The sequence below is a fragment of the Neobacillus niacini genome (assembly GCF_046591715.1).
GTDB lineage: Bacteria > Bacillota > Bacilli > Bacillales > Cytobacillaceae > Neobacillus > Neobacillus niacini_L.
In genome coordinates this window covers 184,549-209,173 of record NZ_JAWVNQ010000005.1, presented here as the reverse complement: position 1 = coordinate 209,173, position 24,625 = coordinate 184,549, and the positions used below count along the sequence as shown (strand labels likewise).

General features: G+C 42.9%; 26 protein-coding genes. 2 read left to right on the top strand and 24 right to left on the bottom strand.

Annotated elements, in window-relative coordinates; genetic code table 11:
- Window positions 1-94: 94 nt before the first annotated feature.
- The 12 genes from SFC47_RS15355 to spoIIR all read right to left on the bottom strand — a co-directional run bounded on the left by SFC47_RS15355 (window position 95) and on the right by spoIIR (window position 11,546).
- Window positions 95-2,281 carry a S8 family serine peptidase gene (locus SFC47_RS15355; RefSeq protein WP_411255171.1) on the bottom strand — a complete coding sequence of 729 codons (2,187 nt, stop codon included), beginning with the start codon at window positions 2,279-2,281 and terminating at the stop codon, window positions 95-97.
- Complete coding sequence (locus SFC47_RS15350; RefSeq protein ID WP_411255170.1) at window positions 2,278-3,294, bottom strand: nuclease-related domain-containing protein; 1,017 nt, start codon at window positions 3,292-3,294, stop codon at window positions 2,278-2,280. The genes SFC47_RS15355 and SFC47_RS15350 overlap by 4 nt, the downstream gene beginning before the upstream one ends.
- A 334-nt stretch (window positions 3,295-3,628) precedes the next feature.
- On the bottom strand, window positions 3,629-4,258 hold the full coding sequence (gene upp / locus SFC47_RS15345) for a uracil phosphoribosyltransferase (protein WP_411255169.1): 630 nt from the start codon (window positions 4,256-4,258) through the stop codon (window positions 3,629-3,631).
- Window positions 4,259-4,375: 117 nt separating this feature from the next.
- A complete protein-coding gene (gene glyA / locus SFC47_RS15340) occupies window positions 4,376-5,617 on the bottom strand; it encodes a serine hydroxymethyltransferase (protein ID WP_411255168.1) in 1,242 nt (413 codons plus the stop codon).
- A gap of 198 nt (window positions 5,618-5,815) precedes the next feature.
- Window positions 5,816-6,382, bottom strand: coding sequence for a TIGR01440 family protein (locus SFC47_RS15335; RefSeq protein ID WP_411255167.1), 567 nt, complete (start codon window positions 6,380-6,382; stop codon window positions 5,816-5,818).
- Between the two features lie 10 nt (window positions 6,383-6,392).
- Complete coding sequence (gene rpiB / locus SFC47_RS15330) at window positions 6,393-6,833, bottom strand: ribose 5-phosphate isomerase B (protein ID WP_411255166.1); 441 nt, start codon at window positions 6,831-6,833, stop codon at window positions 6,393-6,395.
- Window positions 6,834-6,912: 79 nt separating this feature from the next.
- Window positions 6,913-7,347, bottom strand: a complete 435-nt coding sequence (locus tag SFC47_RS15325; RefSeq protein ID WP_411255165.1) for a low molecular weight protein arginine phosphatase — start codon at window positions 7,345-7,347, stop codon at window positions 6,913-6,915.
- A 118-nt stretch (window positions 7,348-7,465) separates the two neighbouring features.
- A complete protein-coding gene (locus SFC47_RS15320) occupies window positions 7,466-8,023 on the bottom strand; it encodes a manganese efflux pump MntP (RefSeq protein WP_411255164.1) in 558 nt (185 codons plus the stop codon).
- Between the two features lie 89 nt (window positions 8,024-8,112).
- A complete protein-coding gene (locus tag SFC47_RS15315) occupies window positions 8,113-8,559 on the bottom strand; it encodes a hypothetical protein (RefSeq protein ID WP_411255163.1) in 447 nt (148 codons plus the stop codon).
- A 325-nt stretch (window positions 8,560-8,884) separates the two neighbouring features.
- On the bottom strand, window positions 8,885-9,928 hold the full coding sequence (locus tag SFC47_RS15310) for an L-threonylcarbamoyladenylate synthase (RefSeq protein WP_411255162.1): 1,044 nt from the start codon (window positions 9,926-9,928) through the stop codon (window positions 8,885-8,887).
- A gap of 174 nt (window positions 9,929-10,102) precedes the next feature.
- Window positions 10,103-10,549, bottom strand: coding sequence for a GNAT family N-acetyltransferase (locus tag SFC47_RS15305; protein WP_411255161.1), 447 nt, complete (start codon window positions 10,547-10,549; stop codon window positions 10,103-10,105).
- Window positions 10,550-10,676: 127 nt separating this feature from the next.
- Window positions 10,677-11,546, bottom strand: coding sequence for a stage II sporulation protein R (gene spoIIR, locus SFC47_RS15300; RefSeq protein WP_411255160.1), 870 nt, complete (start codon window positions 11,544-11,546; stop codon window positions 10,677-10,679).
- Between the two features lie 149 nt (window positions 11,547-11,695).
- Here spoIIR and SFC47_RS15295 point away from each other — a divergent pair, with 149 nt between their 5' ends.
- On the top strand, window positions 11,696-11,818 hold the full coding sequence (locus SFC47_RS15295) for a hypothetical protein (RefSeq protein ID WP_411255159.1): 123 nt from the start codon (window positions 11,696-11,698) through the stop codon (window positions 11,816-11,818).
- Between the two features lie 24 nt (window positions 11,819-11,842).
- On the opposite strand, the gene prmC is transcribed toward SFC47_RS15295, so the two are convergent.
- From prmC to SFC47_RS15240, 11 genes are all read right to left on the bottom strand, one after another.
- Window positions 11,843-12,700 carry a peptide chain release factor N(5)-glutamine methyltransferase gene (gene prmC, locus SFC47_RS15290; RefSeq protein WP_411255158.1) on the bottom strand — a complete coding sequence of 286 codons (858 nt, stop codon included), beginning with the start codon at window positions 12,698-12,700 and terminating at the stop codon, window positions 11,843-11,845.
- A complete protein-coding gene (gene prfA / locus SFC47_RS15285) occupies window positions 12,693-13,766 on the bottom strand; it encodes a peptide chain release factor 1 (protein WP_411255157.1) in 1,074 nt (357 codons plus the stop codon). Before prfA ends, prmC begins: the two co-directional genes overlap by 8 nt.
- A gap of 142 nt (window positions 13,767-13,908) precedes the next feature.
- Entirely contained in the window at window positions 13,909-14,352 is a 444-nt protein-coding gene (locus SFC47_RS15280; RefSeq protein ID WP_411255156.1) for a hypothetical protein, read from the bottom strand.
- Window positions 14,353-14,503: 151 nt separating this feature from the next.
- Window positions 14,504-15,115: a thymidine kinase gene (locus SFC47_RS15275; protein WP_411255155.1), complete on the bottom strand. Its 612-nt coding sequence runs from the start codon at window positions 15,113-15,115 to the stop codon at window positions 14,504-14,506.
- Between the two features lie 116 nt (window positions 15,116-15,231).
- Window positions 15,232-15,444, bottom strand: a complete 213-nt coding sequence (gene rpmE / locus SFC47_RS15270) for a 50S ribosomal protein L31 (RefSeq protein ID WP_411255154.1) — start codon at window positions 15,442-15,444, stop codon at window positions 15,232-15,234.
- A 347-nt stretch (window positions 15,445-15,791) separates the two neighbouring features.
- Entirely contained in the window at window positions 15,792-17,057 is a 1,266-nt protein-coding gene (rho, locus tag SFC47_RS15265) for a transcription termination factor Rho (RefSeq protein WP_063254578.1), read from the bottom strand.
- A 257-nt stretch (window positions 17,058-17,314) separates the two neighbouring features.
- Window positions 17,315-18,277, bottom strand: coding sequence for a class II fructose-bisphosphatase (glpX, locus tag SFC47_RS15260; protein WP_411255153.1), 963 nt, complete (start codon window positions 18,275-18,277; stop codon window positions 17,315-17,317).
- An 87-nt stretch (window positions 18,278-18,364) separates the two neighbouring features.
- The gene (locus SFC47_RS15255; RefSeq protein ID WP_411255152.1) at window positions 18,365-19,654 is read right to left on the bottom strand and encodes a UDP-N-acetylglucosamine 1-carboxyvinyltransferase; all 1,290 of its coding nucleotides are present in this window, start codon (window positions 19,652-19,654) and stop codon (window positions 18,365-18,367) included.
- Between the two features lie 192 nt (window positions 19,655-19,846).
- Window positions 19,847-20,494, bottom strand: coding sequence for a fructose-6-phosphate aldolase (gene fsa / locus SFC47_RS15250; protein WP_411255151.1), 648 nt, complete (start codon window positions 20,492-20,494; stop codon window positions 19,847-19,849).
- Between the two features lie 152 nt (window positions 20,495-20,646).
- The gene (locus SFC47_RS15245) at window positions 20,647-21,504 is read right to left on the bottom strand and encodes a class II fructose-bisphosphate aldolase (protein ID WP_411255150.1); all 858 of its coding nucleotides are present in this window, start codon (window positions 21,502-21,504) and stop codon (window positions 20,647-20,649) included.
- 231 nt (window positions 21,505-21,735) lie between these two features.
- The gene (locus SFC47_RS15240) at window positions 21,736-22,107 is read right to left on the bottom strand and encodes a response regulator (RefSeq protein ID WP_411255149.1); all 372 of its coding nucleotides are present in this window, start codon (window positions 22,105-22,107) and stop codon (window positions 21,736-21,738) included.
- A gap of 171 nt (window positions 22,108-22,278) precedes the next feature.
- Here SFC47_RS15240 and SFC47_RS15235 point away from each other — a divergent pair, with 171 nt between their 5' ends.
- Window positions 22,279-22,776: a DUF2529 family protein gene (locus SFC47_RS15235; RefSeq protein WP_411255148.1), complete on the top strand. Its 498-nt coding sequence runs from the start codon at window positions 22,279-22,281 to the stop codon at window positions 22,774-22,776.
- Between the two features lie 196 nt (window positions 22,777-22,972).
- Here the strand turns inward: SFC47_RS15235 and pyrG are convergent, their stop codons facing one another.
- On the bottom strand, window positions 22,973-24,568 hold the full coding sequence (pyrG, locus tag SFC47_RS15230) for a CTP synthase (RefSeq protein ID WP_411255147.1): 1,596 nt from the start codon (window positions 24,566-24,568) through the stop codon (window positions 22,973-22,975).
- Between the last annotated feature and the right edge of the window lie 57 nt (window positions 24,569-24,625).

Below are 24,625 nucleotides of genomic sequence, written 5' to 3'. Positions count from 1 at the left end.
TGTAGTGTAAATACCCATTAGATTTATGTTGAAAATGTGACCATTTTGTGAACAAATTGTGGAAGGAGTGGTCACGGATACCACTCCAACAACATTATCTTACTACAGCACCAATGACGATCATTGTTTCAACAAAATCCTCTTTTCCTGCTTTTTTCGCAAATACCTTGGCAAGATACGTTCCTTCAGGCGGGAGGTCCTCTTCTGTGATTACCTTGTTGATTAAGCCCTTCTTTACATTCTGATGAGAATCCAAAAAGCCAACAAAACGGAAATCATCCGGATTGAAAAGAGCAATCCCAAACTCCTCCGCCCCACCCGGGAGGTACACTTCATAGCGATAAGTACCAGGCTTGTCGCCATCCTTAAAATCAAATCCCATGACCCTCGGGTAATTAGGCTCTTCCAGGACATAGATATATGGAATTTGGATGGTATCACTTCCTGCATGAATGCTTAAATATCCATCATGAATCTTTCCCTTTAATTGTGCTGGATTCACCTTTAATTCAAGCTTGGCGTCCCGCTTTTCTCCCGGCTGTAGTGTAAAGGCCAGTGGAAAGTGCCATTCCAGGCCATCTGCCCGCTTGGGGATCTCGAAGGTGTAGCGCAGAGGTTTTTCACTAAGATTCTCCACATGCAAAAAGGCTTTGTGCGTATCCCCTTCACTTTCGTATTTGCCAAATCTGAGCGAACTTGGACTGACAAGCGAGGTGGCTTTAACTGCTTCATTCACTTGAATCCTCCCTGCTCCCTGTTCATATGTCCGATACACTTTTCCATTTTTCTCTAATGGTTTGGCGGTATTCATCAGCGCCGCTTTGATTTGGTCCGGAGTCCAATCTGGGTGGGCCTGTTTTAGCAGCGCACTCGCTCCTGCGACATGGGGTGCCGCCATACTCGTTCCCTGGAGCGAAAGATAACCGCCGGGAATTGTCGAATTAATGGCCACACCTGGCGCGACAAGATCCGGCTTAACCTCCCATGTATCCGTAACCGGTCCCCTCGAGCTAAAGTCTGCCAGCAAATCTTTTTCCTCTGTAACCTGAATCTTTGCCAGCGTATTGGTTCTGCTTTTTAAAAGCTCCCCTTCTTTTTTTGTAACCGAACCAACTGGAATATCCATCTGAGTCTCCAAGTTCCCCATAAATCCGCCGCTCAGATTATTGTAGATAATAACTGCCTTCGCCCCCGCTTCCCGGGCGTTATTGGCTTTCTCCGTAAACGTTATTTTCCCCCTTTTTAGGAGGACAATTTTTCCGGTAACATCCTTTAATTCTTCCTTCATACCGAGCCCGCCATCTACAATCGGAAGGGACCGGTCAATAGCCCATTTATCCGAGCCTGCCAGCGGCTGAATCTTTATTTTATTCCGGCTTCCTTCTATTAGAATGTGAGGCACTTCTAAAGTTGGAGTCGAAGCGCCCACCGATATCGCTTTTGACGCTGTTCCCGGCGAGCCGACACTCCAGATATTCGGACCAGAATTACCCGATGCCGCGATGGCGACAATTCCCTTCTCAACCGCTCGATTCAATGCAAGGGAGATCGGCAGGTCCGGCCCATTAATATCATTACCGAGCGAAAGATTCATAATATCAACTTTGTCTCTTATCGCCTGCTCGATTGCCGCAAGAACATTCTCGGTCGTGCCCCCGCCCCCTGGACCAAGAGCACGGTACGCCAAAATTTTCGCCTCTGGTGCAACTCCCTTCAGCTTCCCATTTGCCGCAATAATCCCCGCCACATGGGTGCCATGAACCGTCGCCCTCCCCAGCGTCTTCGTTTCCATTGGGTCACCATCATTATCCACAAGATCTCGTCCGCCGCCATAATTTCTTCTAAGATCCGGATGTGTATAATCCACACCGGTATCAATCACGCCGACCGTCACCCCTTTCCCGGTCAAGCGGCGGTTATTTTTATCAAAAAGACCGCGGATCTCTTCGCCGCCAATAATCTTGACCCCTTCCTCGGCCTGCACCTTATACTGGTTGACCGGCGAAACGCTAATAATTTGTTTAGTGGCTTCCGCCAATTTCTCGATTGATTCCGGGTTCCCTTCCACCGAGAAACCATCTATCGCCTCACGAAAAACACGCCTTAGGTGAATATCTTTATAGGGTTTAATTAATTGTTGGATTTCCTGAGGAGTCTGCGGCTCTTCGAGAACCACAATGGCAACACGTTCTTTCGGGATTGGAGGTGTCTCAAGCGACCGAGCAGAAGTTGCCGTCTGGAGGGAGAAAATGAGTACGAATAAAATTGTCCATTTTTTCATTTAAAAAGTTCCCCTTTTTTCATAGAGTTTTCATCGTGAGGGGAAAATATGCAGTTTTTTGGGAGAAAGTATTTGGTAGCGCGTTTTGTTCCTGCGGAAGGGAGATTTAGAGCAAGAAGTAAATATCTTGCTTTTATGGAGGAATCAATTTTGAGAAACTCCGCAAACTGTTTCCTGGTCATCGTTGAACTGTAAAGGAGAAAATAGTCACTTACGGCAGTAATATGTGCTGTCTTCGAGGTTTCTTTGCATGTTTTACACCGCCAAGATCCTGAAATAAACTCCATTGGATAACAGTTACAGCTATTACACAGTACACCAGGGATCAAATCAGTTTGGGATAATTGGTATTTCTGAAGGATATCTGAAATGGAGATATCATGTGCGTTTAAAAGGGTATCTGATAAGTGGCTTAGGGTATTCTTTGTAATGCGGGGCTTTGAATACTTCTCTTCCAATTCTGTGATTTTATCCAGCAGCGATTGGGCATAGATTAATTTTTGAAAAATTTGTTGGTTATCTGGAGTCGTTTCGATAATCGTCGACGTCTTGCTGATTACCACAAGGTGCTCAAGCGGTATCCCTTTAAATTGGTGAAACTTCAGCCAATTTTTAAACTGAAGATGCTGCCTTTTGACCTGTTGAATCGGATTATCCATACCTTCTTCCAAGTTATTTAATACCCTCGTCATTACATCTGACCCTTTTTTAAAAATCAATTTACCTGAAATATTCTTTACTTCTATAATTAAGGCAAATTTTGAGGATATTAGCAGAACGTCCATTTGGAACTCATATTTATCCTTTAATCGCAACCCATGAAAAATGTAATAATCATTTTCAGGTAAAAATGATAAATGATACGCCACATTCTGTTCACCATAGTACCCCTTCAGCCACGACCGAAGATCCTTTTCCACAATCGACCTTACTGGGTGCCCTTTTGGCATCCTTCTTAATAAAGCTATACATTGCTCAGCCTGAACAGGGAGTGTTAATTCTAACCTAATCAACAAAATCACCTCTTTTTTGTAATCAAGAGGGTAATTCTCTACTCCAATTGGGTAATCCTGCTTTAAAAATAAGGAGATAAGGTGAACCTTTTGATGGTTATCTTTGGAAAAATAGGTGGTAGTGGAGTTTTGGACTTTTTTAGGGGGGATATGGACTATTTTCTTGTCGTATTGGACTTTTTTCGAGGGGTTTTGGACTGTTTCCAACCAGTTTTGGACTATTTCAAAAGGATTTTGGACTTTTAACCAATATTTGTAAACAAAAATACCTATATAGGTATTAATCCAAACACAAAAAACTGAGCAGACAACTGTCCGCTCAGCTCCAAAATCTTTACTTTGTCCCAAACAACCGATCCCCAGCATCTCCAAGCCCAGGTACGATATATCCATGATCATTCAACTTCTCATCTAATGCCGCAATATAAATATCAACATCCGGATGCGCTGCCTTCACTGCTTCAACGCCTTCTGGTGCCGCAATCAGACACATGAACTTGATATGTTTCGCGCCGCGCTTTTTCAAGCTGTCAATCGCGACATTTGCTGAACCGCCCGTTGCGAGCATTGGATCGACAACGATAAATTCACGTTCTTCCACGTCACTTGGCAGCTTAATGTAGTATTCAACCGGCAATAACGTTTCCGGGTCGCGGTACAAGCCGACATGTCCAACCTTTGCAGCCGGAATTAATTTCAGAATCCCGTCAACCATACCAATTCCTGCGCGCAAAATTGGTACAATCCCCATTTTCTTTCCTGATAAAACCTTTGATTTCGCCGGGCAGACTGGCGTTTCGATTTCGATATCTTCAAGCGACATATCTCTTGTGATTTCAAATGCCATCAGTGTTGCCACTTCGTCTACCAATTCGCGGAACTCCTTCGTTCCTGTGTTTTTATCACGTATGTATGTAAGTTTATGCTGAATAAGTGGATGGTCGAAGACGTATACCTTTGCCACAATGATCGCCCCTTTATTAAAATTTAACTCCGTCTCATTTTACAGAAAAACGATATCGAGAGCAAATAATATTAAAAAAGAAATCGACCCAATTTCTGAGTCGATTTCAAAAGTTGTTTAATATTCAGGATAAAGCGTGAATTTACCTGTTAAAGCCTCAACACGAGCAGCCGCTTCTTTAAGCTTTGCTTCGTCTTCATGATTTTTCAAGGTAAACGCGATAATTGATGCAATTTCATCCATATCATCTAAACCAAAGCCGCGGCTTGTTACCGCTGCTGTACCAATACGGATACCGCTTGTTACAAACGGGCTTTGCGGATCAAACGGAATTGTATTTTTATTAACGGTAATTCCCACTTCATCAAGTACTTTCTCGGCAACTTTACCAGTTAAGTTAAGTGTCTGCATGTCTAAAAGCAGCAAGTGGTTGTCAGTACCGCCAGAAACAAGCTTGATTCCTTCTTTTTGCAAGCCTTCTGCTAAACGCTTTGCGTTCGCAATAATTTGAGCCGCATAGTCTTTAAAGCTGTCTTGAAGAGCTTCACCAAACGCAACCGCTTTTGCAGAGATTACGTGCATTAATGGACCGCCTTGGATTCCAGGGAAGATCGACTTATCAATCTTTTTGCCCCACTCTTCTTTACAAAGAATCATACCGCCGCGAGGTCCGCGTAATGTTTTATGTGTAGTTGTTGTAACAAAGTCAGCGTATGGTACTGGATTTTGGTGAAGGCCAGCTGCCACAAGTCCAGCAATATGAGCCATATCAACCATTAAGTAAGCGCCCACTTCATCCGCAATTTCACGGAATTTCGCGAAATCAATTGCACGAGGATATGCACTTGCACCAGCAACAATCATCTTTGGCTTATGCTCACGTGCTTTTGCCAAAACATCATCATAATTTATCAGATGAGTCGTCTCATCTACACCGTATTCAACAAACTTATATTGAATACCGCTGAAATTTACCGGGCTGCCGTGAGTTAAGTGACCGCCGTGTGAAAGGTTCATACCAAGAACGGTGTCGCCTTGTTCAAGGACCGTAAAGTAAACAGCCATATTAGCCTGCGCACCAGAGTGTGGCTGGACGTTTACATACTCCGCACCAAAAATCTCCTTTGCACGCTCGCGGGCAAGATCTTCAACTACGTCTACGTATTCGCAGCCGCCATAATAACGGCGTCCTGGATAGCCTTCTGCATATTTGTTGGTTAACACAGAACCCTGTGCTTCCATTACCGCTTCACTAACAAAGTTTTCTGAGGCAATTAATTCGATTTTTCCGCGCTGGCGTCCTAATTCCTGTTGAATCGCTTCAAATACCTGCTTGTCCTGATTAGACAAATGCTTCATGGTAATCCCCCCTGTATGTAAAAACCTGAAATAACTTTTTGAAAATTCCCTCTATATGATAGCACGTTTCTCCCCAAAAGAGAAATGGGGATTCGTAAAATCCTCACATTTTTTATTTTACCCTATAAAAATCATAATGAAAATAGGCTATACACGAACATTATATAAAAATTTATCAATAATGTTCGTGTAAAGAAGTTAACTGCAGCTGGAATTCCCCGCTGTCTTTTCATAAACCGCACGAGCTCCGCCAATGAGTTTCGGCCGTGTTTTTGCCAGTGTTACATGTGCATGACCTACGTTTTTCTGAGCCACTCTGATCGGAACTGCCACATGCTTCAGGTGCATACCAATAAGGGTATGGCCAATATCAATTCCAGCATCTGCCTTTATAAATTCAACCACAACAGCATCATTCAGTTTTTCAAAAGCATACGTTGCCATGGCTCCACCCGCCGTCCGAACCGGCACCACCGATACTTCCTCTAATCCGCGTTTGGCAGCTTCAGCTCTATCGATGACCAATGCACGGTTTAGATGCTCGCAGCATTGAAACGAGAGCAACACACCATTATCCTCTGCAAATCGACTCAATTGCCGAAAGATCATTTCAGCGACATCCAATGTCCCCGCAGTTCCAATTTTCTCACCTATGACTTCGCTCGTACTGCAGCCAACAACCACCAGCTGTCCCGGCACTAAAGATGCCTGGTATTGAAATTGAGTTAAGATTGTTTCAAGCTCTTTTTCCCACTCTTGAATCATCGCTCTCAACCTACTTTTCTTCGTATTCGGTGATTTTGCCCACACGAGCAGCATGGCGGCCGCCTTCGAACTCTTCTGTCAGCCAAATTTGAGCAATATCCCGCGCAAGCCCCGGTCCAATTACCCGCTCACCCATCGCAAGAATATTAGTATCATTGTGCGCGCGTGTTGCCTTTGCACTAAACGTATCGTGCACAAGCGCACAGCGGATGCCCTTCACCTTGTTCGCAGCAATGCTCATGCCAATTCCCGTTCCACAAATCAAAATCCCGCGATCAAATTCACCACTCGCTACCTTTTCAGCAACCGGCAGCGCATAATCCGGATAGTCAACGGACCCTTCGCAGTTACAGCCGAAATCCTGATACTCAATTCCAAGCTCATCCATTAAATTGGCAATTTCCTTACGAATATTCACTCCACCATGATCAGACGCTAATGCTACTTTCATATCAAAACCTCCTGTATTAATCCTTCCTTAATATTGACATACCGGTAAAAAAATATAAAGCCCCCGGCATCCGAGAGCTTTACATTTTTTCAATTGCCTTAGTGATTAACTTTTCCAGCTCCTGAAAGGTTTCCTGATAAATAGCCAAGCTTCCGCCATAAGGGTCAACAACATCAATATTATAGTTCTCACCCGTAAACTCCTTTAACGTGAAAACCTTTCTTTCCGCAAAAGGATATTGTTCCAGAATCGCATGTTTATGCGAAGCTGTCATCGTTAAAATCAAATCGGCCCATTGAACACTTTCTCCATTTAACATCGCAGAGGAATGGTTATGGTCAATATGATGATCATCGAGCACCTTTTTGGCGTGAGCAGATGCCTCACTGCCGCTGGCTGCATAAATTCCCGCGGACATCACTTCCAGACCGTCTATCTTTTTGCTTTTTAAAATCGCTTCCGCCATCGGACTTCTGCACGTATTCCCTGTACAAACAAACAAAATGCGCTGCAAACTGCCAGCCTCCTTTCAAAATGTCCAGCTTTAGCGCATGGCGCTTCCGCTTTTATATGTACCATTCTATCATTTCTGCAACACTAATTAAAAAACCTTTCACGTTTTTGGAAAGGTATTATAAAAATGGATATAGTAACTTGATACCAAATGCTAAGAGAATACTGCCGCCAAGGGCTTCGCTATACGACCCAATCCATCCTTGAGCCTTTCTCCCCAGCAGCAATCCCGCCCATGTTAATAGTGTTGCCACCACCCCAAAGCAGATAATCACCAAAATCGTCTTTGCTCCATAGATCCCAAGTGTAAGTCCGAGCGAAAAACTATCGAGGCTCACACTTGTTGCAAAAATGAGCAATCCAAATCCAACCGGTGTCATCACCGGTTCCTCGCTTTTTCTAAGGCTTGACCAAATCATTTGCACCCCGAGCAAAATAAGAAGCATCCCGCCAACTAATGACGCAAAGGCTCCAAAGTTATCAGATAAAAATTTTCCGGCCAGCATTCCAACAAGCGGCATCCATACATGGAATAACCCAATGGTGATTCCTATTTTAAAAATCTGCCGCAGCCTTAACTTAAACATACCCATCCCAAGGCCAATAGAAAAGGCATCCATTCCCAGTGCAAACGCCATTAACAGCAGCGTTACCAGCTCGCCAATCATCCCATACATATATATTAACCCCCTCGGACTTGCCCTGATTAAACATATGCACGTCCAAAAGGTTTTAGAATCGAAAAGCTTCAACCAGCCTGCCTCCGCTAATCCCAGAAATTAAATAGGATCTGGCAAACTTTTTTCGGCTTCCAGTACGAAATTTGCACCAGCTCAGCACGATTCAACTCACTTTTATGCTTGTCTTCTATTGGGATACTAAGCTCGATTGTATCTAAAACATGATAATAGGGAGAAAACTTTTCAGCAAGTGCAGGGATATCCACAAATTGAATGTCACCAGACTCAACGGCAGCTGCAAAAGCTAAATATGGATAATGTTCATTGAGGAGGAGATAAAACACCCCATCAAACATCTTAACCTGAACGGTATAGAAATTGGCTGAAGCCTGGGGGAGATTAAACTCTATGACTCTCCCGCCATTACTAGCTGCAATTTGATAGCACAGTTGTTTAAACTGTTTTCCGTCTATACGAGGCGGTTTATTACCTTCGAAATCATAAAAACCACTCACTCCATTGGGAAGTTTCATATTAGACACACCAACTTTTCCATAGATGCATTTTTTTAAGAGGAATATCAGTTAAGGATTGGGCTTAGCCCCCGATCTGTGAAAAATAGACGGAGAAATTCCGTCTAATCATAAATTTTTATTAAAAAAAGCAAAAATAGACGGAGAGTTTCCGCCTATTGACCAAAAAAACGTGAAAAAGATAGAGTTTCCATTGTATAACCGGAAAATCTCCGCTTATATGCCCCGAAACAAGCTCCTCTTTGCAAATAACCGGAAAACTTCCGCTTATTTCACACTTGCCGATTACTGATATAACGGAACCCCTTCCAGGTGCCCAGCATTTTTACTCCTCAATAACCTTATTCCCAGCCGCCTTCTGCAACCGATTCATAATCGCATGGCCGACACCGGTATTAGGAAAAGTCTCACTAAAAATAATGTCCACTTTTTCCTGGTTAAACGCACGTAATGTTTCATATAGCGCCGTGGCCACAGTTTCAAGCTCCGCTCTTTTTCCACAAGCGATCGAAACATCAGCAGAGTAAGATTCCACACTCTCTTCCGTCGCGAGCACACCCACCCGCAAACCTTCTGCCTGCTTTTCTTCTATTAAACGCTGCAGAAAAGTATTACTTCCATTCACTAAATAAAGCGGGGCATTCGGCGCATAATGCTGATACTTCATTCCCGGGGCTTTCGGTTTGGAAGTTTCATTGATCAATGCCGCATCCAGATGAACCTCACCCACGACTGCTTCCAGCTGTTCCTTCGTAATTCCGCCCGGCCGCAAAATAACTGGAATGTCCTCTGTGCAATCCACCACCGTCGATTCTACCCCGACACCGGTCGCACCGCCGTCCAGCACACCGGCAATTTTTCCATTTAGGTCATCCAATACATGCTGTGCATTGGTCGGACTTGGCTTACCGGAGCTATTCGCGCTCGGCGCCGCGATTGGCAGCTGGCATTTTTCCAAAAGGGCCAGTGCCACAGGATGGTCCGGCATCCGAACGGCTACAGTCTCTAAGCCAGCAGTGGCTTTCTCCGAAAGAACGCCATCTTTCTTTTTAAAAATAATCGTCAACGGTCCCGGCCAGAACGCTTCCATCAAAACTTCTGCTTTATTCGGAATCTCCGCAACAAATGCAGTAAGCTGCTTTTTATCACCAATGTGGATAATCAGTGGATTATCACTTGGCCTGCCTTTTGCCGCAAAGATTTTTTCCACCGCCACATCACTTTTCGCGTTTCCACCCAGCCCATAAACCGTCTCTGTCGGCAGTGCAACCACTTCATTTTCCTGTAAAAGATGAGCGGCATCCACAACCTGTGGATTATTTCTTAGGTTATCCACATATTTATCCACTTTCCAAACTTTTGTGTACATACTTATCCACCTTTATCTGAAACGCAAATGATATCGAAATTTGCCGAATTTAGGCTCTTTGTCTCATATTACTTTTGAAAGTATAAAAGAAGGTGGGGATAAACACAACCCTTTGTCCACAATTTGTGTATAACTATTCCGAAAAAGTGGATAACTTTGTGGATTAATCCACAGTTATAGCGAAAATTTCAAAAATAACGAGTTATCCACATTAAATACATGTCGAATGTGTTCTAATGAATAAAGTTCAGCAGGCAATTGGTCCCGGGTCACCTTCACAAACCCTAGCAATTCAAAAAACGGCAAGGCTGCACCTTTATTTGTTGCCAAAAACAAGCTTCCCAATCCTTTTTCTTTTGCCAGCTGCATCATTCGGGTGATCAACAGCATGATATCCTTTTCGGCTTGTCCCGGTGAAACCACCAGCGAACGCAGTAATCCACAATCACTAAAAGCCTCCATTCCCAGTGTACCCTTAATCACCCCATCCTCATCCTCCAGCAATAAAAAGTACTCTACACTTTCCTCCGTTAATCCATCAATCCCAAGATTCGCCCTCGTCAGAAACTCTCTTAAAATTCCCAAATCCTCTTTAGCCGCGCAGCGTATCAATGCTTGCATCTCTACCACCTCATTTATTTGATACTCTATGAATATGAGCATTTAAGAGAACTAGAACTGAAATCTATTAAAATTTTTGTAAAAATAAATAACCAGCCCCATTTTAGAGAGGCTGGTATCATCGCAACTAATTAAAAATACTTTCAAACAATTCTACCACAAAGAATTTCACTTTCACTGGTTCTTCATCTTCTGCTGTATACACGGGAGCTTCTTTTTCCTTTTTGCTTTCCTTTTTCACTTCACTTTGCTTCTTCGTTTCTACTTTTTCCTCTTCTTCTTCTACTTCCTCTACAACCTCAACATCTTCCTCTATAACTTCTTCCTCAATCGCAGCGTTGTCTTCTTCAACAACCTCTTCTTCTAAATCCTTTTTCTTACTTAATTTCGCAGCCTTTACTTCTTCTGCTTCTACTTCTTCTACTGCATCACTTTTAACAGGTTTTTCATTCTCTGCCGCATAAGCCTTACTTTCGAATCCTTCACTTTGTACTGCAACACCATTTGAGAAATCCAAGAAACATAGCGGTGGGTAAAGTACGCACCACCAGTTAGCGCCTGTTCCTTCACCTAATGTAATCAGAATTGCTTGATACTCACCGGCTGGATATAGAAACTCACCATACAATTTAGTAGGAAACTGAACTTTTCCAAACTCCACTTTTACACTTTGAGTCGACCCTTGCTCGGCGACCACTCTCTCTGCAATAGTTTGAACCTCTGGGAGCTTCGATTTCAGCACCGACTTTGCCTTTTCCAGTGACGTTAACTCCTGAACCCACACCGTAATCTGCTTATTGACTTCATCACGGACCATCCGTTTAAGCTCTTGATCCTGAGCACTATCGCTATTCGCTAGAATCCGGAGTCGAATCGCTTCCGCTGGAATCACCACAGCATCCTTCGCCACCGCTTCTGTTTTTGGTATATATAAATTTAAAATCGTTCCTAACGATAAAATGATTAAATAAGACCACACTAGTACTTTACTGTTCATATTCTAAGCACCGTCCCTTCACTATCCTCATTTTGGACAAATGCCAAGAATCTTAAACTAGTAAAATTAAAAAAACTAGTTTTAGAATTTTTTCTTCCTAAACAAAGCAAACTAAAACAGCAGTGAACAACAATTAAGGTGGTGAAACCATGTCAAAACAAAAGAAAAAGAAAATGAAGAATAACCCGGCGATGCCGAAAACAGATGTAGAATTCGCCCATAATGGACTCGAACAAGTTGCAATGAAAGCCCAAGAACGCCAAAACAAGTAAGAAACAAAAAAGCAGAGCGACCAATTATGAGCCGTTCTGCTTTTGAATTATTTCTGCAAACACCATCCGGTCCCTGCCATTAATATCATTAAGGATTTCCACTTTAACATTTACAAACGCCTTTTTAAAAAGGTCGGCTACCGCCTCCCCTTGACCAGCTCCAATTTCAAAGCCAACCAGCGCAGACGGTGCAATCACGTCTGGAAGCTCATCCATAAAACGGCGGTAAAAGTCTAGTCCATCCTCGCCCGCAAACAATGCCCGGTGCGGCTCATGCTCTGTTACTACCTCTGACATGGTTTCTACATCACTAACCGGAATATACGGCGGGTTGGAGATGACTACATCAAACTGCTGTCCGCGAAACGGCTGCAAAAGGTCGCCTTGAACAAATTCAATCTCAGCGCCGAGCTGCTTGGCATTTTCTAAAGCAACCTCAAGCGATTCTCTAGCAATATCAGAGGCATGTACCTCTAACGACGGCTGCTCAAGCTTCAAGGTAATCGCAATCGCCCCGCTGCCTGTTCCAATATCGACTACCTTTACTTCCCGCTTATTGATTCGTTTCAAGGTTTCATAAACGAGTTCTTCGGTTTCCGGCCGCGGAATCAGCACTTCTTCATTGACGATAAACTTCCGCCCATAAAACTCTTCAAAACCAATTATGTATTGAACCGGCGTTCCCTTCACATGTAGAAGGACAGCTTTCTCAAACAAATCCCACTGGGAATCATGCAGGTCATCGCGGACATTGGCAAATAGCTGTGCACGAGACATTCCTGTAAAATGACGGAGCAGCAGCTCACCCGCGTTTTCGTCCCGGTCTGCTTTTTTTAAAAAAGAAGAAGCCCATTGCAGAGCTTCGTAGACTTTCTTACTCATCAGAACCACTATCAAGCTTGCTTGTTTGATCTTCCAGCGTTAACGCATCGATGATTTCATCAAGCTTGCCTTCAATAATTTGATCAAGCTTCTGAAGGGTTAAGCCGATACGGTGATCGGTTACTCGGTTTTGCGGGTAGTTGTAAGTACGAATTCGTTCCGAACGGTCACCCGTACCCACCGCAGATTTACGCACCTGGTCATATTCCGCCTGCGCTTCCTGCTGGAACTTGTCATAGACACGCGCACGTAATACCTTCATCGCCTTGTCTTTGTTTTTATGCTGAGACTTTTCATCCTGAATTGATACTACAATTCCCGTCGGAATATGTGTTAAACGAACGGCTGACATCGTTGTATTAACGGACTGTCCGCCGGCGCCGCTTGAAGCAAATGCATCAAAACGGATATCTTTATCATGGATTTCAACTTCCACATCTTCCGCTTCCGGCAAGCATACCACGGTAGCAGTTGACGTATGAATACGTCCGCCAGATTCTGTTTCCGGTACACGCTGTACGCGGTGAGCACCATTTTCAAACTTTAATTTGGAGTACGCACCTTGGCCATTGATCATAAAGCTGATTTCTTTGTAGCCGCCAAGTCCAGTTGGGTTCGCGTCAATAAGCTCCGTTTTCCAGCCCTGTGCTTCGGCATAACGGCTGTACATACGGTAAAGCGTTCCAGCAAATAGTGCCGCTTCCTCACCGCCGGCAGCACCGCGGATTTCAAAGATAACGTTCTTATCATCATTTGGATCCTTCGGAATCATTAGAAACTTCATCTTCGCTTCTAATTCCTCGATCTGTTTTTCAAGCTCATTCACTTCTTCTTTGACCATATCACGCATTTCGTTATCGAGCTTTTCCTCAAGCATTGCCTTAGCATCCATAAGCTGTTCGCGCGCATCTTTATATTCACGATACGTTTGTACGGTCTCTTGTATATCAGATTGTTCTTTTGAATATTCACGTAGTTTTTTTGAATCATTAATAATTTCTGGATCGCTCAAAAGTTCATTTAATCTTTCGTAACGATCTTCAACGGATTGAAGACGATCAAACACAGTTACCACCTCTAGTTTTTGTCCATAACATTCTAATTATAGTATAGGTGAAAACCCCCGTCAAAACCAAATTCTTGGAGAAAATTTTTTATTCTATGTACAAAGCTTATTTCAAAAAAACATGCCCTGAAACCAGAGCATGTTATCGTTCTCTTATTTCGAAAGAATAACGCGGCAGAGCTTGCTGAAGTTTCTTGCGAAGGCCTTCGATGGCTTTATCATGGTTTTTGCCATTAAGTGTCCCGCGTGTATCTACCGCAACGGTCATCCGGTCTCCTCCGTTATTAATCCAAATCGATTCCGATCTAAAATGTTCACTTCCATTTACAATATCTCTGGCGACATCTATATCTCTGCCGGTATTGTTTCGATTGGAAGCATCGTTCATTTGCGTACCGCGCAAATTAAGGAAGTTAGGATTTTGGTCCGACATTGGTCCCATATCCTGATTTGCATTGTTAGTCATAAAATTAGGATTGGTGTTGTCATTCTTCAAATTATAGGCGGTATTCTCCGTATCGTTCCCTTTCATACAACCTGTCAGCATTAGGGTCGTTAATACCCCTAAACACAGCATTTTTTTCAAAGTATTGCACCCCCTACAACTATCTTTCCCAAGCATTGTAAGGAACGTTCTAGTAAGATTATGCCAAAATAGAATAGCGGATAGTCCCCAAGCTCGGGAAGCGCAAGACAAATAAAAAAACCGCCTGAGAGAGTCTCAGACGGTTTCTATCTTATTTCACCACAGGTTCTTGTATGCGGTAGGATGCAGTTTTAGGTACTTCATGATGATGGCGGCAGCGCGGCTCATATGCTTCCGAAGCTCCAACCAAGATCACAGGATCATGATAAGAAGCTGGCCGGCCGTCGATTAAACGCTGTGTCCGGCTTGATGGCGACCCGCAAACACTGCAGACAGCCTGAAGTTTCGTTACCGTTTCTGCTATCGCCATTAATGCAGGCATTTGTCCGAAAGGCTCACCGCGGAAGTCCATGTCGAGACCCGCACAAACGACGCGGTGTCCACTGTCCGCAAGCTGTTGAACCACCCTGACAATCCCTTCATCGAAAAATTGCACTTCATCAATGGCAATGATGTCGATATCCGCCTCTACATGATGTAAAATCTCAATCGAATGGGAAATGGGCTTCGCTTGAAAAGAGCTGCCATTATGAGAAACGACAGATTGTTCGCTATAGCGATTGTCTATTTTCGGTTTGAAAACAGCAATTTTTTGTTTAGCAAATTGAGCCCGTCTGACGCGGCGGATCAATTCCTCTGATTTTCCTGAAAACATACTGCCGCAAATAACCTCAATCCATCCGAGTTGCTTCATTAGATACATATATCGGCGTCTCCTTCCTATGTACGAAACCTAATAGGTCTATATTTTTAACATTTAACATGTTTTATTCAATTAAAAAACAGGCAAGTAAGTTTCTGCTTGCCTGTTTTGTGAAATTATTGTTGTTGGTTCTTAAGGCCGTATTTTTTGTTGAAACGGTCTACACGTCCACCAGCTTCAGCAAACTTTTGACGACCAGTATAGAATGGATGACATTCTGAACAAGTTTCAACGCGAATTTCGTTTTTAACAGAACCAGTTTCGAATGTGTTGCCACATGCGCATGACACCGTTACTGTTTTATAATTTGGATGAATTCCTGTTTTCATTCTTTTCATCTCCTTCCGCCCTGAATCATTTCGAAACAGAGTTATATATATGCCTGTCTTAAAACTCAGCATCAAATACTAAAAACACACTGTTCACATTATAACAAGGTGAACCTATTTTGGCAAGTTGGGTTTTTATGGATTTGATTTATTTCTGTCCGCAATGGGTCTGTTGATTTCCACTCCAGGGCACTTCGCTTTCCGCAGGCGGTTCGGGGAGCCTCCTCGGCGCTTGCAGCGCCTGCGGGGTCTCCCCAGTCCCGTACTCCTGCAGGAGTCTTCGTGCCCTTCCACTCCAATCAACAGGTGCAAAATCCAATTTTGCTTTACGCATTAAATAATAAAGACTAAGATCTTCTTCCTTTTAATTCTTCCCCAATTTGGGCGAAGAACTCTTCGTTGGATTTGGTTTGTTTTAGTTTTTTCAGGAAGCGCTCGGCGAAGTCTGGTGAGTCGGACATCGATTTGCGGATGGCCCATAGCTTGTCCAGATGGTCTTTTGGAAGAAGCAGTTCTTCTTTCCTTGTGCCGGAGCGGCGGATATCAAGCGCAGGGAAAATACGGCGTTCTGCAAGGGAACGATCGAGATGCAGTTCCATATTACCTGTTCCTTTAAATTCCTCATAAATCACGTCATCCATACGTGAGCCTGTATCCACTAAAGCTGTTGCAAGAATTGTTAAGCTTCCGCCTTCTTCAATGTTTCGGGCTGCCCCGAAGAAACGCTTCGGACGGTGGAATGCCGCTGGGTCAATACCACCAGAAAGGGTACGGCCGCTTGGCGGAATAACTAGGTTATAGGCACGAGCTAAACGCGTAATACTGTCCATCAAAATGACAACATCACGTTTATGCTCAACTAAACGCATCGCACGGTCTAACACAAGCTCTGCCACTTTAATATGATTTTCTGGCACTTCATCAAACGTTGAGCTGACAACATCGCCGGCAACTGAACGTTCAATATCAGTTACTTCCTCTGGACGTTCATCAATCAAAAGCACAATTAATTCCACTTCAGGGTGATTCGTTGTAATACTGTTGGCAATTTCTTTCAACAGCATCGTTTTCCCTGCCTTTGGAGGCGCAACAATTAAGCCCCTTTGTCCAAACCCAACTGGAGCAACTACATCCATAATTCTTGTAGAGATATATTTTGGAGTGGTTTCGAGTTTCATATGTCTGTTTGGATAGAGAGGAGTTAATGCTGGGAAGTGAACACGTTCTTTTGCTGATTCTGGGTCTTCACCGTTAACTGCTTCTACATGTAAAAGTCCGTAATAGCGTTCATTTTCTTTCGGCGGACGGACCTTACCGGATACTTTATCCCCATTACGAAGGTCGAAACGGCGGATTTGCGATGCTGAGATATAAATATCTTCCGAACTTGGCGAATAGTTGATCGGACGTAAAAATCCAAAGCCTTCCGATTGGATAATTTCAAGTACACCTTCCATGAAGAAGTAGCCCTGCTGCTCCGCACGAGATTTTAAAATCGCAAAAATAAGTTCTTTCTTTGACAGCTTGCTGTAGTACGTCACTTTGAATTCGCGCGCAAGCTCATAAAGCTCTTTCAGCTTCATGTTTTCTAAACTTGATATTGTTAATTCCATAGTACACCACACTTTAAAATTTTTACTCTATTTTCGTTACCGAGAACCTAATCGTATAATAGAGGATTTCTCACATTACTATAAAAATTGAGGAAGTAGTAGAAATGAATAGAATAGCAGAATACGTTGTTAAAACACTATCTATTGTACCCTTTGTTCAAAATAATAATCAACTGGAAAATTCCTATTTGAAGAATATGGAGATAAGAGACTAGAATCTATGTCTAGTCTCTTAGTAAGTGTTTACTATTATCTTTTTATCTAATCACTAAATTTGGCTTCTTTTTCAAACTGTGACGGCCTTCAACAAATCGAACCGTTCCTGATTTTGCACGCATAACGATCGAATGTGTAGACCCATAAGAGCCCTTGAATTGGACACCGCGCAGCAATTCGCCGTCTGTTACGCCGGTTGCAGCAAAAATCGCGTCATCACCCTTCACAAGGTCTTCCATGCGAAGCACCTTATTGACATCTAGTCCCATTTTCACGCAGCGCTCTAATTCAGCATCTGTCTGAGGGAGTAATTTCCCAATGATTTCGCCGCCGAGACACTTTAAGGCAACCGCTGAGATTACACCTTCTGGCGCACCGCCGGAGCCAAATAAAATGTCAACGCCCGTATCATCAAATGCCGTATTAATGGCTCCTGCCACATCACCGTCATTGATTAATTTAATCCGTGCGCCTGCTTCACGAAGCTGTGCAATGATATGTTCATGTCGCGGACGGTTTAAAACAGTCGCAACCACATCCTCAATATCCTTGTTTTTCGCTTTTGCGACAGCCTTTAGGTTATCAAGTACGGAAGCGTTGATGTCGACAAGCCCGACTGCTTCCGGTCCAACAGCGATTTTCTCCATGTACATATCTGGCGCATGAAGCAAATTTCCGTGGTCGGCTACAGCTAAAACAGCCAGTGCATTCCAGCCGCCTGACGCTAAAATATTGGTCCCTTCAAGAGGATCGACTGCGACATCGACACGAGGTCCGTATCCGTTGCCCAGTTTCTCACCGATATAAAGCATTGGGGCCTCGTCCATTTCGCCTTCACCAATGACCACTGTACCCTTCATCGGAATTGTGTCGAAAACATCGCGCATGGCTGATGTGGCAGCACCGTCTGCTTCATCTTTCTTCCCGCGTCCCATCCAGCGTGCAGAAGCAAGTGCAGCTGCTTCAGTTACGCGGACAAGCTCCATTGATAGACTTCTCTCCATGTTCTCATCCCCCAATTTTCTCTTATACTCTACTTGACCATGTCAATATTATTAGTATAACAGATTTGGCGAATTAGTATAGCCTATTTACGTATTCTTTAACTGTTCTACTTCATCTTTTGTCAAAGCTTCACGCCAAACCGTAGCACCAAGCCCATTTAATTTTTCAACAAGCTGGCTGTAACCCCGGTCAATATGCTCGAGACCCGTCACTTCGGTAATTCCCTCTGCCATAAGCCCCGCAATGAAGAGTGAAGCTCCTGCCCGCAGGTCACTGGCTTTCACTTTTGCTCCCTGAAGCTTCACAGGTCCGCTTATAATGGCTGAACGGCCTTCCACTTTAATGTTTGCATTCATTCTTCTTAATTCGTCTATATGTTTAAAACGAGCACCATAAATCGTATCCGTTACAACGCTAGAACCAGCCGCTTTCGTTAACAGTGTGGTAAATGGCTGCTGCAGATCCGTCGGGAAACCAGGATAAACAAGGGTTTTTATATCAACAGACTTCAGCTTGTCCGAACTTGAGACAAACACCTGATCGTCGCCTGTTTCAATTTTCACACCCATTTCCCTGAGCTTTGCAATCAGCGATTCTAAGTGCTGGGGAATGACATTATCAATTAGCACGCCTTCGCCGACGGCAGCACCTAATATCATATACGTTCCCGCTTCAATCCGGTCAGGAATAATCGTATGACGGCAGCCATGGAGACTGTCCACTCCATCAATACGAATGACATCGGTTCCTGCACCCTTGATTTTTGCCCCCATATTTGTAAGCAAAGTAGCAACATCAATAATTTCCGGTTCTTTTGCCGCATTTTCAATAACTGTTCTGCCCTTTGCTCTTACTGCCGCTAACATAATATTGATCGTTGCGCCAACAGAGACAACATCGAGATAAATACGTGCGCCGCGAAGCTCGTCCGCACGCAGATAAATAGCGCCCTGCTCATTTGTTACCTGAGCACCCAGTGCTTCAAACCCTTTAATATGCTGGTCGATAGGACGTGGTCCAAGATGACATCCACCCGGCAGACCGATGACAGCCTTTTTAAACCGGCCAAGCATCGCCCCCATAAGATAGTAAGATGCGCGAAGCTTCTTCACTTTTCCGTTTGGCAATGGCATCGAAATCATCGTCGATGGGTCAACCGTCATATCAAAATCATCGGAAAGCTGTACTTTCCCGCCAATTTCCTCAAGCAAATCCTTCAATATTTCTACATCTGAAATATCTGGCAGCCCTTCAATTGTCACCGGTGATTCTGCTAAAATGGTTGCTGGTATCAACGCAACTGCACTGTTTTTTGCACCACTTATTCTTACGGTTCCCTTAAGCGGATATCCGCCCGCAATTTTAAGTTTTTCCATTTTCGACTCCCTTCTACGCCATTGGGATGGATTTTACTCCTTTATTAATCAACTAAATGATATCAATCTGTCTTTAGGTAATTATTTCCAATAGCAAATTACATAATCCGACAATTTGTCTATCATCTAGTTTACACCAATATATTATTTTCATGTATGAATCTGAAAAAAAGTTTTAGAAATTGGTAAAATTTATACGTTTCGGCCTTCCCAATCCTTGATGAAAGCTTCAATTCCCTTGTCTGTTAATGGGTGATGGAATAACCCGATTAGTACTTTATAAGGAATTGTCGCAATATGTGCACCTCTTAGTGCCGCTTCTGTTACATGAATTGGATTACGGATGGAGGCTGCAATGATTTCTGATTGAATTCCGTGGACTGCAAAAATGTCAGCTACTTGAGAGATTAAATCTAAACCGTTTTGACCGATATCATCTAATCTTCCAAGGAAAGGAGATACATATGATGCTCCTGCTCTTGCTGCAAGAAGCGCCTGGTTTGCATTGAAGATCAATGTAACATTGGTTTTAATGCCAGCTTCTGCAAATGCGTGACAAGCTTTTAAACCGTCCGGAGTCATTGGAACTTTAACAGTTACATTCGGGGCAATGGCTGCAAGCTCTTTTCCTTCTTTGATCATGCCTTCTGCGTCAAGCGCAATGACTTCTGCACTTACAGATCCAGGAACAAGCGCTGCAATCTCTCTGATTCGATCATGGAAAGAAACACCTTTTTCTTTTGCTACAAGCGATGGATTTGTAGTTACACCTGCTAATAAACCAAGCTCATGTACTTCACGAATTTCCTCTAGGTTAGCTGTATCAATAAAAAACTTCATCTGTTTCTCCTCCATTTTTCGACAAGTTTCGCAATATTCTAACTTCTCTCTGCATTTTGAAACCGCCCACTTATTAAGGGGCGGTTTCGAGTTACTAACAATGTACCATCGTTTTATAAAGAGGACAAGGTCTTCTTATATTAAAATGAAAATTAAGCTCTGCCTGATGAACCAAATTCGCGCATTTTGCCAATAACAGTTGCTTTAATAGCATCGCGAGCTGGGCCTAAGTATTTACGTGGATCATATTCATTTGGCTTTGCTGCTAATGTTTCACGAACCGCTTTTGCAGATGCAATTTGGTTTTCAGTGTTTACATTGATTTTCGCAGTACCAAGTGAAATTGATTTTTGGATATCATGTGTTGGAATACCAGTTCCACCGTGTAATACAAGTGGAAGACCTGTTGCATTACCGATTTCTTCCATTTCCTTATAACCAAGTTGTGGTTCACCTTTGTAAGGACCGTGAACAGAACCAAGTGCTGGTGCAAGGCAGTCGATACCAGTGCGCTCAACAAGTGCTTTACATTCAGCAGGATCTGCGTAAATAACGCCTTCTGCCACAACATCGTCCTCTTGTCCGCCGACAGTTCCTAATTCAGCTTCAACAGAAACACCTTTTGAATGAGCGTATTCAACTACTTGAGAAGTTGTTGCTACGTTTTCTTCAAACGGATGGTGAGAAGCGTCAATCATAACAGAAGTGAAGCCTGCATCGATTGCTTCTTTACACTTTTCAAAGCTTGAACCGTGGTCTAAGTGAATCGCAACAGGAACAGTAATTTTGTAATCTTCTAATAAGCCTTCTACCATTTTAACAACAGTTTTAAAGCCGCCCATATAACGAGCTGCCCCTTCAGAAACACCAAGAATAACAGGTGATTTTTCAGCTTCTGCTGCTTGCAAAATAGCTTGAGTAAATTCTAAGTTATTTAGGTTAAATTGCCCAACAGCGTAGCCTTCTGCTTTCGCCTTGATGAGCATTTCTTTCATTGAAACTAAAGGCATTTTATTTCCTCCTTGGTATGGGTGTTTATCTTCTCGATTAGGGCTTTCCTCTTTAAGGATTTCCTATCATTTTAGTGATTATGTATTCACCGAGAAAGATACATGGACCATTAAAAGTTCATAAGTATCATACCAAACTGATTCATAAAATGCCATTAAAGAAACCGTAATATTATAAACGTTCACAATGAAAGCGGCAACACTTTTCGACAATCATTTTATAAAAAGGTATTAGTTTGTTTTTTGAGGAATATGTTTTCTCACTGCTGCCCGAATATCATCAATATCGAATGGCTTTGCGAAATGTGTAATCGCTCCTAAATTCTTAGCCTCTTGAATCATATCCAATTCACCATATGCCGTCATAATAATAACGCGGATATCAGGATCGATGACTTTCATTCTTTTTAAAATTTCAATACCATCCATACCAGGTATTTTCATATCCAATAGGACGAGATCAGGGTCATGCTTCGTAACAATATCTAGTGCTTGAATTCCATTTGCTGCCTGGAAGGTTTGATACCCTTCCTTTGAGAATACCTCATTTAGCAAAATGCGGATCCCAAACTGATCGTCAACAATTAAAATTTTCTCTTTCATAACTCCACCTCTTCCACCCTACTTTTATTTACAGTTGATTCCTATTTCTTCCACCATGATAATCTTCGACATTTCTTTTAAAAATCCTCTTTTTCCTCTAGAGGTATTTTGTGGTAATTGTCTTTTGTTTTTTCAAAACGCTATAATAACGTTGTGAAGGAGGGGTTCTGCTTGTTAAAAATGTTTACGACCCAATTGACCGGATTATTCAAAAGAATACAGGAAAAAGAGGAATTTTCCTTTGAAGATGGTGCCCGTCTGCTTGCACAAGGCCAGAATATCTGTATTGCCGGCTTTCGAGAAATGAAGGCCGCTGAATTTGAAGCCATAGAGGGCAAAGAACCATTAAAGGGTGCATCAACAGATATTGAAGCTACAACCAGCGCAGACAGAGTGCTGCTACTTACACGCACCTCCATTGATAGAGATGCGCTAGAGCTGGCATCCAGGCTTAAGGAAAAAGATATCCCCTTTGTTGCCATATCAACTTCCGTACCAGATGGGAAACTGGAAGAAATGGCAGATGTACATATTAATTTACAGCTTTTGAAGGGTCTTATGCCAGATGATTTCGGCAATCGATTCGGCTATCCGTCTTCAATGGCTGCTTTGTACGTTTATTATGGCTTAAAATTTACAATTGATGAGATTTTAGCGGAATATGAGTGATGGATTGCGGCCTTAAAAGGGCCGTTTTTTTGTTTTGGACTTTTTTGGGGTGGCTTTGGACTATTTAGCTCAGGATATGGACTATTTTCTTGATGTTTTGGACTTTTTCAATATAGTTTTGGACTATTATACATTTTCTGGAAACAACACCCCATAAAAAAGCCAGTCCCCCAAGTAGAGAACTGGCACAATACATTTATTTTTGCAAAGTAGCCTTAATAAAGTCACGGAATAGCGGCTGCGGGCGATTTGGTCTTGATACAAATTCCGGATGGAACTGGGAAGCCACAAACCATGGATGGTCTTTAAGCTCAATTATTTCCACAAGACGGCCGTCTGGGCTGGTTCCAGAGAACACAAAGCCTGCGTCTTCCATTTCTTGACGGTAATGATTGTTAAACTCATAGCGGTGGCGGTGACGCTCGTACACCACTTCATCCTCATAGGCAGCGAATGCTTTGGTTCCTTCAGTAACACGGCATGGATAAAGCCCAAGTCTCAATGTTCCGCCTAAGTCCTCTACATCCTTTTGCTCTGGAAGCAGGTCGATGATTGGATGCTTTGTGTTCGGTACAAATTCTGCAGAGTGCGCATCTGAGTAACCTAGTACGTGGCGTGCATATTCGATCGTTGCCAGCTGCATTCCTAAGCAGATGCCAAGGAAAGGTTTCTTCGTTTCACGTGCATAGCGGGTCGCTTGAATCTTCCCTTCAATTCCACGGTCACCAAAGCCGCCAGGAACGAGAATTCCATCAACATCTTGAAGAAGTTCTGCTACGTTTTCAGCTGTAACCTCTTCAGCATTAATCCATTTAATTTCTACATCGGCGTCAAACGCATAACCAGCGTGTTTCATTGCCTCAACAACAGAAATATAAGCATCCTGAAGTTCAACATATTTTCCAACAAGACCAATACGTGTCTTGCTTGAAAGGTTTAGAACCTTGTCGACTAATGCTTTCCATTCAGTCATTTCTGGTTCTGGTGTTGTTAACTTCAAGTGGTCACAAACAATTTGATCCATGTGCTGCTCTTGAAGAGCTAGTGGAATTGAATAAAGAGTATCTGCATCCTGACACTCAATAACTGCTTTTGAATCGATATCACAGAACAGTGCAATTTTATCCTTCATATCCTGTGAAACTGGCATTTCCGTACGAACAACAATAATATTTGGCTGAATACCAAGGCTGCGAAGCTCTTTCACGCTGTGCTGCGTTGGTTTCGTCTTCATTTCGCCTGCCGCTTTAATGTACGGAATTAAGGTACAGTGAATGTACATGACATTGGAGCTGCCAATGTCACTCTTAATTTGGCGAATCGCTTCTAAAAATGGTAATGACTCGATATCCCCTACTGTTCCACCAATTTCAGTGATGACAACATCTGCATTAGTTTCGTTGCCAGCACGGAAAACTCGGTCCTTAATTTCATTGGTAATGTGTGGAATAACCTGAACGGTGCCACCCAAGTAATCACCGCGGCGTTCCTTACGTAATACCGTAGAATAAATTTTACCAGTAGTCACGTTGGAATACTTGTTTAGGTTAATATCAATAAAACGCTCATAGTGTCCTAAGTCTAAGTCCGTTTCAGCACCATCATCGGTAACAAATACTTCACCGTGCTGATATGGGCTCATCGTTCCTGGGTCCACGTTAATGTATGGGTCAAATTTTTGAATCGTTACGTTCAATCCACGATTTTTCAATAAACGACCTAAAGAGGCTGCGGTAATCCCTTTTCCTAACGATGAAACCACACCGCCAGTTACAAAAATATACTTTGTCATAAAATAATCCTCCTCTAATTCAGTTTGTGCAATATTCTTGTTGTTTAAGGCTTCTTT